The organism is Victivallis vadensis (assembly GCF_003096415.1).
In the GTDB taxonomy this organism is placed as follows: Bacteria; Verrucomicrobiota; Lentisphaeria; order Victivallales; family Victivallaceae; genus Victivallis; species Victivallis vadensis.
This window is the reverse complement of record NZ_QEKH01000065.1, coordinates 1-8,495: the sequence shown is the minus strand read 5'-3', so window position 1 is coordinate 8,495 and position 8,495 is coordinate 1. Positions and strand designations below refer to the sequence as shown.

General features: G+C 57.5%; 6 protein-coding genes. 2 read left to right on the top strand and 4 right to left on the bottom strand.

Annotated features, from left to right (window positions below):
• Nucleotides 1-111 precede the first annotated feature (111 nt).
• A complete protein-coding gene (locus tag C8D82_RS20215) occupies nucleotides 112-957 on the bottom strand; it encodes a hypothetical protein (protein WP_116886105.1) in 846 nt (281 codons plus the stop codon).
• A 150-nt stretch (nucleotides 958-1,107) separates the two neighbouring features.
• Between C8D82_RS20215 and C8D82_RS20210 the strand changes: the two genes are divergently transcribed.
• Entirely contained in the window at nucleotides 1,108-1,392 is a 285-nt protein-coding gene (locus C8D82_RS20210; RefSeq protein ID WP_147835748.1) for a putative quinol monooxygenase, read from the top strand.
• A gap of 773 nt (nucleotides 1,393-2,165) precedes the next feature.
• On the opposite strand, the gene C8D82_RS20205 is transcribed toward C8D82_RS20210, so the two are convergent.
• From C8D82_RS20205 to C8D82_RS20195, 3 genes are all read right to left on the bottom strand, one after another.
• Complete coding sequence (locus C8D82_RS20205) at nucleotides 2,166-3,935, bottom strand: glycoside hydrolase family 2 protein (protein ID WP_207776206.1); 1,770 nt, start codon at nucleotides 3,933-3,935, stop codon at nucleotides 2,166-2,168.
• A 109-nt stretch (nucleotides 3,936-4,044) separates the two neighbouring features.
• A complete protein-coding gene (locus C8D82_RS20200) occupies nucleotides 4,045-5,400 on the bottom strand; it encodes a B12-binding domain-containing radical SAM protein (RefSeq protein WP_116886106.1) in 1,356 nt (451 codons plus the stop codon).
• Nucleotides 5,401-5,531: 131 nt separating this feature from the next.
• Nucleotides 5,532-6,953: an ADP-ribosylglycohydrolase family protein gene (locus tag C8D82_RS20195; RefSeq protein WP_165833236.1), complete on the bottom strand. Its 1,422-nt coding sequence runs from the start codon at nucleotides 6,951-6,953 to the stop codon at nucleotides 5,532-5,534.
• Between the two features lie 193 nt (nucleotides 6,954-7,146).
• On the opposite strand from C8D82_RS20195, the gene C8D82_RS20190 reads away from it, so the two are divergent.
• Complete coding sequence (locus tag C8D82_RS20190; protein ID WP_116886101.1) at nucleotides 7,147-8,406, top strand: hypothetical protein; 1,260 nt, start codon at nucleotides 7,147-7,149, stop codon at nucleotides 8,404-8,406.
• Nucleotides 8,407-8,495: the final 89 nt, after the last annotated feature.

Sequence of the window (8,495 nt, the reverse complement as noted above, 5' to 3'; positions counted from 1 at the left end):
TTCACGTCCCATGTCGTCCTCCCATTATTCTGGTTTGTGGAAGAACATAACACGCATGCAATCTCAAATCCAGATGTAGCTCACCGGGCGGTTACATTTTTATGTCCTGATTCAGGCGAACAGGGCGGAGAGCTGGTTCTTCAGGATGATCAGTTCGCGGATCTGGTACATCTTGGAGGAGGAGTAATTCAGGTACATCGCTTCGACCTTGATGAAGTCCATTTCGATCCGGCGGAGGTCGCCGTCGCACATCATCACTTCCAACTGGTTCGCGATCAGCGAGGTCTGCTGCTTCTCCGAAAACGCATTGCGGATTTCACGGAAAAAAGTTTCTTTCGGCGTGCTGTTGTAATAGCTCAAAGCCGTCGCCAGCACATTCGACGGAATCAATTGATTGATCAGCCGTTCCTGTTCTGGCGAAAACGCCCCGTCCGAAGCCGCCGCGTACAGCAGCCCCGCCGCAAACAGTTGCAAAGACCCCGAAGAACCGGAATTGCCGGAGGACGGGATTTCGATTTTCGGCTTGCTTCCCGGAACGGAAGCTGCCAGCTGCGGTTCCGGTTTCACGGTGGCGGCTGCCGACGGCGCAGGAGCCGCAGAAACGGCGGGAGCAGCCAGATTCAGGGCATCCAGCAGTTTCCCCAGTGCTTCCGCCTCCGAGAACGTCGCGGAGGAGGAGATCGGGCCGGAAGCCGTGTCCAACGTAAAATCCAGTTTGGTTCCGTTCTGTTCGCGCTTCAACAGCGAAAGCTCATCCGGCGCCAGTTTCCGCAGTTGGAACTCCTCGCCGAACTTCCGGTCCAGCGCCGCCAGACAATCCGGGTAAAGCAGGAAATACCCCTCCCCCGACTCCCCCGAAAAGGCCCGGCTGAACCGCACCGCATGCAACGGTTTCCCGGCGATTCCCGCCGCTTTCGCCTGATTCAACAACGACTCCGAAACAAATCTGACATCCATACTCCACCCCTGCGGTTCGATTTCCGGTAACAGAATCCCATCACCCGTAATATATGGGACGGTTTCGGAAAATCAACCTGCAAACGGATTGAAAACCGTTTCTTTACAGGATATATTACTCCAACCTCTCAAAATTCAGGAGATTCAATCATGTTCAATATCATCGGCGTGCTTTCCATCAATCCCAACTCCGGCGACAAGCTCGCTCAGCTGCTGTCCCCCCTGATCGCCGCCTCCCGCAAGGATCCCGGCTGCATCGGCTACGACTGCAAGCGCGACGAACTCAACGCCGACACCTACTTATTCATCGAAACCTGGAAAGACGACGCCTCCCTCGACGCCCACATGCAGACTGCGCATTTCAAGACCTTCGTCGAGCAGGTCGACGCCATCCTCGAAGCCCCTCTGGAACTGCACAAAATCATGCTCGACTGAAGTCGCGGGATTTCGCCTTCGGCGACCAAGGCGCTTCGCCCTTGGAACCCGACCGGCAAGGTGCCGGCGCCGGGTACTTAGAGCCGGGAAAACCGTTCCGGTTTTCCCTCCAGGTGGGGGAGACTCTACTGTGGACAGGCAAGCGGGTACCTGAGCGGCACACCGCTCCGGTCGGCACAGAGCCTGCTTTTTTGCAGGCTCCAGGCACTCCCTGCGCCTGCTGCCGCCGGAGGTCACGCTCGGAACTTCCAGATGCTGACCATCTGATGTGAAATTACTCTCATGGAGGCTGAACTCTACTTGTCTTTTTCTACAGGTAAGATCCAGTAAGGCTCGTACTCAAAGATATGCTTACCTGTGATATGACAATTGCATTGTTGCCTGACCTCGCTTTGCGTATATCGGCAGACAAACTCTTATCAGCCTCCATCAGAGTATCTGTCTATTACCCGGTCAGCATCTGGAGGTTCCGCGCGTGATCGGTGCCGACGGTCGGCCTCCGGCGGCAGCTTACCGCAGGGAGTGCCTAAAGCCTGCAAAAAAGCAGGCTCTGTGCCGACCGGAGCGGTGTGCCGCTCCTGTACAACCATGCCTGTCTCTATCAGAGCTCCCCCCCTCCCCGGAGGGAAAGGCGAAATGCCTTTCCCGGATCCCAAGTATTCGGCGCCGGCACCTTGCCGGTCGGGTTCCAAGGGCGAAGCGCCTTGGTCGCCGAAGGCGAAATCCCCGATGCCAGCCGGCTTATTCGGAGTGAGGTACAGGCAAAGTGGGACTTACTTCGCCCACTCCGGCGACTTGCCGAAGATCGCTTTCAGCATCCCCTCCGGCACCTTCGCGGTGCGGTCGTAGTTGTACAGGCCGTTCTGCTCCTGTTCCACATCGGTCAGCTGCGTGTAGCAATAGCCGGAGAGGTTCGGTACCGTCAGCATGTAATCGACCTGTTCGGCAATCTTGGCGCACAGTTCTTCCGGCGATTTCAGGTCAAGGCCGTGGTATCCCCAGGTATTCGCGGCGAACTTGGCCCGCTCCGGCGGGATGTACATGAAACCGCCGAATTCATCGTTCAGGTAGGGCTGCCCGGCGTAGGGGACTTCGTGGTCGGGGCTGGTGTGCCACACGCCGCCGCCGGCGGGAGTCAGCGCCTCCTTGAGTTCCGCCGCATCCTTGCGGTAGAGGTGAACCGTCCAGAGGTCGGTCTTTACGTGCTGGTAGCCGCTGGTGTCGTTGACCGGGCGGGTCGGGTCGACCTGTCTGGTCAGGTCGTACACCTCGGTCATCACGCCGCGATAAAAATCGAGATCGACGGGACGCTCCGTTTCATTCAGCGGAGTCCACGCGATGATCGACGGATGGTTCGCATCGCGTTCGACGGTTTCGCGCCATTCGCGCAGGAAGTTGAATACGCCGGTGTAGCGGTCCTGCGTATACCACTGCGAACGGGTCCAGCCCAGCCCCCAGCAGGCGGATTCGCCCCAGGTCAGGTAGCCCATGCGGTCGGCATGGTAGTGGAAACGCTCCTCGAACACTTTCTGGTGGAGCCTCGCCGAATTGAAACCGGCCGCCATCGAAAGCTCGATATCGCGCACCAGCGCCTCGTCGCTCGGAGCGGTCCAGACCCCATCCGGGTAGTACCCCTGATCCAGCACCATGCGCAGGAAAAGCGGCTTGTTGTTCAGGAAGAGCCGGTCGCCCTCCACATGGATCTTCCGCAACCCGCCGTAGCTCTCGACCCGGTCGAGCAGCTCGCCGGAGGCGTTCTTCACTTCAAAGACGATCGTGTACAGGAACGGGTCCTCCGGGCTCCACGCACGCGGTTCCGGCACCGTGACCGAAAACGGCCCCCACGCCGAAGCCGGCACCGTCTCCACAGCGACTTCGCGGCCCTCCGCCAGAATCCGCACGGTCAGCGTATTGCCGGGGCGCTCCTCAAAATATTCCGGCAGGAAGCCGAACGCCCCCTGGTCGAATTCCGGCACGATCCGGCATTTCTTCAATCCCTGTATGCCGGCGGCTTCGAGCCAGACGGTCTGCCAGATGCCGGTCACGCGGGTGTAGCTGCAGCCGCACGACTGGAACTGCGGGCACTGTTTGCCGAAAGGCTGGACGAAACTGCGCTGGTCGTCGAGCACATGCACGACCAGATTGTAGCTCTTCCCCGCCTCCACATGCCGGGTCAGGTCGATGGTAAAGGAGATGCTGCCGCCGGAGTGACGGCCGACTTCAACGCCGTCCAGATAGATCACGGCGGTGTAATCGACTGCGCCGAAGTGGAGCAGAATCCGCCTGCCGTTCCATGCGGCGGGAATTTCCAGCGCGCGCTGGTAGAACATGCTTTCGATGAAGTCGGTATGGCCGACGCCGGAGAGCGGGCTTTCCGGGCAGAACGGCACGGTGATTTTTCCTGCAAAACCGGTGGAATTCTGCAGGCCGCGTTCGATTCCGGACTTGCCGAAATCGAATTCATAGCTCCATTCTCCGTTCAGGTTGACCCAATCGGGGCGGTAAAACTGCATTTTCGGGTGTTCGGGACGCGGAATCGACATAATCGGCCTCATTCCTTTTGGGTTGTTTCAGGTTCGTGTTATTAGTATAGCACGTTTTTTCCGTCGGAGAATGCCGATTCTGATCGAAATGATGTATAAAATTATCATTTTACGAAAAATCAAGCACCTTTTCCAGCAGCGAGGAAGCGCAGGGAAGCCGTTTGAGCCGGATCACCGCCGCCCACAACAGATCCAGCTTTTTCCATGCGGCCGTGTAGCAGAAATGGCGGAGCTTTTTGACCGCGCTCCGCTGCCGGGAGGCGCTTCTGAAAATGCTGCGCCAGCGATAGAAATTCCGGTAGCTGCGCCAATACCCCTCCTCCAATTCCTCCGCGCTCATGTGGTCGTGGCGGATCACCGCATGCCGGGTGTCGTAACGCTCCCAGTCGCGGTGGAGCAGCCGGCCTTCCTTCTCCATTCTTTCAAAAAACGGCGTGCCGGGATAGGGCGTCGCCAAATGGAAAGTCGCGGTTTCGATGCCGGTTTCAAGGGCCCACTCCACGGTGCGGTCGAACACCTCCGGCCGGTCCGCCTCCAATCCGAATACAAAACTTGCATTGACCATGATCCCGTGGTCGTGCAGCCGCCGCACCGTCAATGCGTACTCTTCAATCCGGTTGATCGCCTTGTTGCAGGCGGCCAGCGATTCGGGGTTCAGCGACTCAAAACCGATGAAAAGGCTGCGCAATCCGGCGCGGACAGCCGCCTCAAGCAGGGAATCATCCTGCAAGGAACGCACCGTCGCGGCCCCCTGAAATACCCGGTTCATCCCCTCCATCCCCGCAAAAAGCTCCCGGGCGAAGCGCGGCGCGCCGAACAGGTTGTCGTCCAGAAAAAACAAATGGCGCCCCGGCAGCGCGGCGATCTCCCGCAGCGTCCTCTCCACCGGAGCCGTATAGAACTGCCGGCCCCCTGCGAAAAAATTCCGCGTATAACAGAAGTCGCAGCTTTGCGGACAGCCGCGCGACACCACAATCGAATTCGGCACCAGATAGTTCCGCCGCCGGATCAGATCCCGGCGCACCGGCGGAATATCGTCGAGGGAACGGCAGTTGTCCGTGTAGATTTTCCGGCAGCGCCCGGCGCGGAAATCCCGCAGGAACTCCGGCCATGCCTGATGAGCGGGGCCGAGCACCAGCGCATCGGCGTGTTGCAGCGCCTCGCCGGGCAGCGAGGTCGGATGCAGTCCGCCCAGCACCACAAACACCCCGCGCCTGCGGTAGTCATCCGCCATCGCGTAGGCCCGGCCCGCATTGGTGATATAAACCTGAATCGCCACCAGATCGGGTTCGTCGTCCGTCGTCACCGGCTCGACATGCTGGTCACCCAATTCCGCCTCGTCATCCGGCCGCAGGTATCCGGCCAGAGTCGCCAGTCCCAGCGGCGGAAACAAAGAGTATTTGATCGGCCGATAGTTCCCGGTTTCCGCCTCGGCCAGCGCCGGAAGAATGAACTTTACCCGCATTGCCCCTCTCCGCTTGAAATCCAGACCACGATTCTTTACGGTAATATGCCCCCGGAAATCCGGCGTTTCAAACCGGAAACTTCCCGGAAAAGAAAAAAGGCGGAATTTCTTCCGCCCCTTTTCCGCGCCCGTCATTCCACATTCAGGAATGCGTCTGGCACCCACTGCATCGTATCGCCGTAAGCGACGCCGACCACCCAGTCGGGGCGCGTGCCGGACGGCACGCGGGTCAGCTCCGCCTCCAGCACATGCACGCCCTGCTTCAGGTCAAGCATCGCCGACTGGTTCCACGGCACGCGGTGGAAGCTCGGCGCCATGCTGCCGGGTTCGCGGCGGAACGCGAGTTCGCCGTCCACCTTGACCTCCGACTGCGATTTGGTGTTGAACATCACGCAGTAGCGCCCGTCCGCCGGAACCTTGAATTTGAACGTCATCTGCAAAGCGTGGTGATTGTCCACCGGCTCCGGCCACACGCCGAAGTTTCCGTCGAAAGTCACCGGAACCGGGACCGGAGTTTCACCGCCCAGCGTGCGCACCGTCGCCATCGCCTTCACCGGAGTCGGCTTGAATTCCGCCGCCGGATGCGCATCGAGCCGGATCACCTTGCTCATCTCGCAGATCAGGTCGGAAAATTCGTCGATGGTCGCCGGGGGCGTGATCCCGGTGATGCCGGGGCTGAGCACCATGTTGCGTCCGATCGGGGCGAGCCAGCGGTCGCCGATGCCGTCCGGGTTCAAGATGCCCATGATCGCCCCGGCGGTCGCGCCGGTACAGTCCGAATCCTCACCGAAGTTCACCGCGTCGCAGATTGTCCTGCCGAAATCCCCGTTGCCGAGCAGCAGCCCCGCAACGATGATCGGGAAGTTCACTTTTACGTCGGTGAAGTTGTCGCTGCGGTACTTCGCCATGATCTTTTCAAACAAATAGTCGAATTCCGGCTTCTCGTCGAACCAGCGGATCGCATCCTCGATCCCCTGCCGCAGCTCGCAGTCGGCGGGGATGCAGGACTTGCCGATTTCGATGATCCGGCGCACGTCGCTCTCGACGAACGCGGCGGATTCCATCGCCGCCAGAAACACTTCGGCCCACATCCCGTTGCCGGCGTGGTCGACGCAGGCGTCCTGATACGCGAACTTCGCGGCCAGTTCCGGATTGCCGGGGGCGAGGCAGGCCCAGATTTCGGAACGGATCGCCGCGCCCATCCCGTCCACGAACCAGTTGTCATAGCTGCCGGAAAACGGCGGCCGGATGCCGTTCTTCAGGTTGCGGATCGCGATCGCGTACTCATCCCACGGAAAACCGACGTTCTTCACCCACGCCTCCGCCAGCACCTGACAGTCCACCACCGGCTTCGCCAGCTTCGCGATGGTGCAGAACCAGACCACCTGCAAATCGAGGTCGTCGTTCGGCAGCATCGTGGCCGGCACCGGATCATAGAAATCGAGATGGTGCGGTCCCGGCCACCCTTCGATCGGCGCTCCCAGCGTTCCGCCCACCGCCTTGCCCAGCCAGCAGCCGAGCACCTTCCTGCGATACAATGTTTCGTCGAGCATACTATGTGTCCCCTTTCGTGGTTGAGTCCTGAAATTAAGATAACATATTATCCCCGTACATTCAAGCACCTGCAAAATGAAAATTGATAAAAGTTTTCTTCCGTGTCCGCCTGCCGCCGCGCACATTTCCCCATCTGAAGGTTGACAATTATTCCATAAACAACAACCCAAATCATGACACAGGAGGAAACGCATGGGCAGTCAGCAATGGCAGTGGGAAGAATCACAATGGAAAAGCAACAACGATCAGATCGTGTATCATTGCCGGGTCCGCACGAACCGCGACGATTTGCCGTGGCAGGCAACCCGAATCTATGATATCCCCAGCGACGGTCATCAGGCTTTGGTCCGAAAAACCGGACTGTCCCCCTATCGTATTTATGATTGGGCCAGAGTGACGGAACACCGGGAAAACAATGGTTATCAGGATATTTACGTATCCATTGAGCGCATCTGGTTCAATCGGTCGGAATGGGAATGGAAAAAAGACAGCCAATATTCCAATCGGAAAAAGCAAGGATACCGAAGCCGGTTCAGTGATGAACTGACCGGAAGCCTTCTCCAGAAACTTCGCGGCAATTATCTGCGATTGGCAGACCTCAGCACAATTGCCAAAGAGAATCTGGCTGTTGCAGTCGATCTGCCGCAACATGAAATCGACGCGTGGTGCCAGATCGAAAAAGTAGAGAGAAAACCCGATCACTTCATCATTCATGTCAGCATCCTCAATGCCTGGTTGAAGGCTCCCCGCCGGGACGACTGGGAGTGGGTTGCCGAATCCTCTCCGACCGGTGATAACTCGCTCAAATATTACACCTGTAAAGGCCGGGCTGTATCCAGCCAATTAATGATCGCCCTGAACTCTCCCCGCTCCAGCCGAAAACAGGTTTCCGCCGATGGCTGGCGGAAATTGGCTGAAAAGACGGGATTGGATGTCAATGAAGTCGAACGCTGGGGCCAGGATTTCAGTTACACCGCTTCACCGGATGGCCTGAAGGTTCGTGTCGGAGTTCCGAACGTCTGGATCTGCGCCGACCTCCTCCAAGGCGGCAACCTGTGGAACCGGGGAGTCGTCAACTGGGGTGGAACCTTCGGACAAGCAATTTCCTATCTTGGGACTTGGGGTAAAAAGGAGATCCATTGTTGGGACATAAAGGATTTAATAGATACTCTTATTAAATACAAAGGTCGGATCTGGGGAATGGTTCTATATGCTCATGGAATGCCAATAGGTCAAATCAGCGAATCTAGTGAGGATAGTTTCAATCAAGCAACTTTGATTACTTGCGTAAAAAAACAAGATTTCAAACTTGCTAAACTATATCTTATGCAATGCTATAGCGGCTATCAGGGTAATGTATCAATCCTATGGAATGAATTAGACAAATTCATAGAGACAAGAAAAAGCAAAGAACCTGAAAAACATAAGTATATGAATAGATCTGAATTTTGATAATGTCCCAAATTTTGTGAAAGAATGGATGTCTTGTCAATGAGCATTGATTTGCCCTGGTTCATAATAGCACATGGAATTCTATTTTT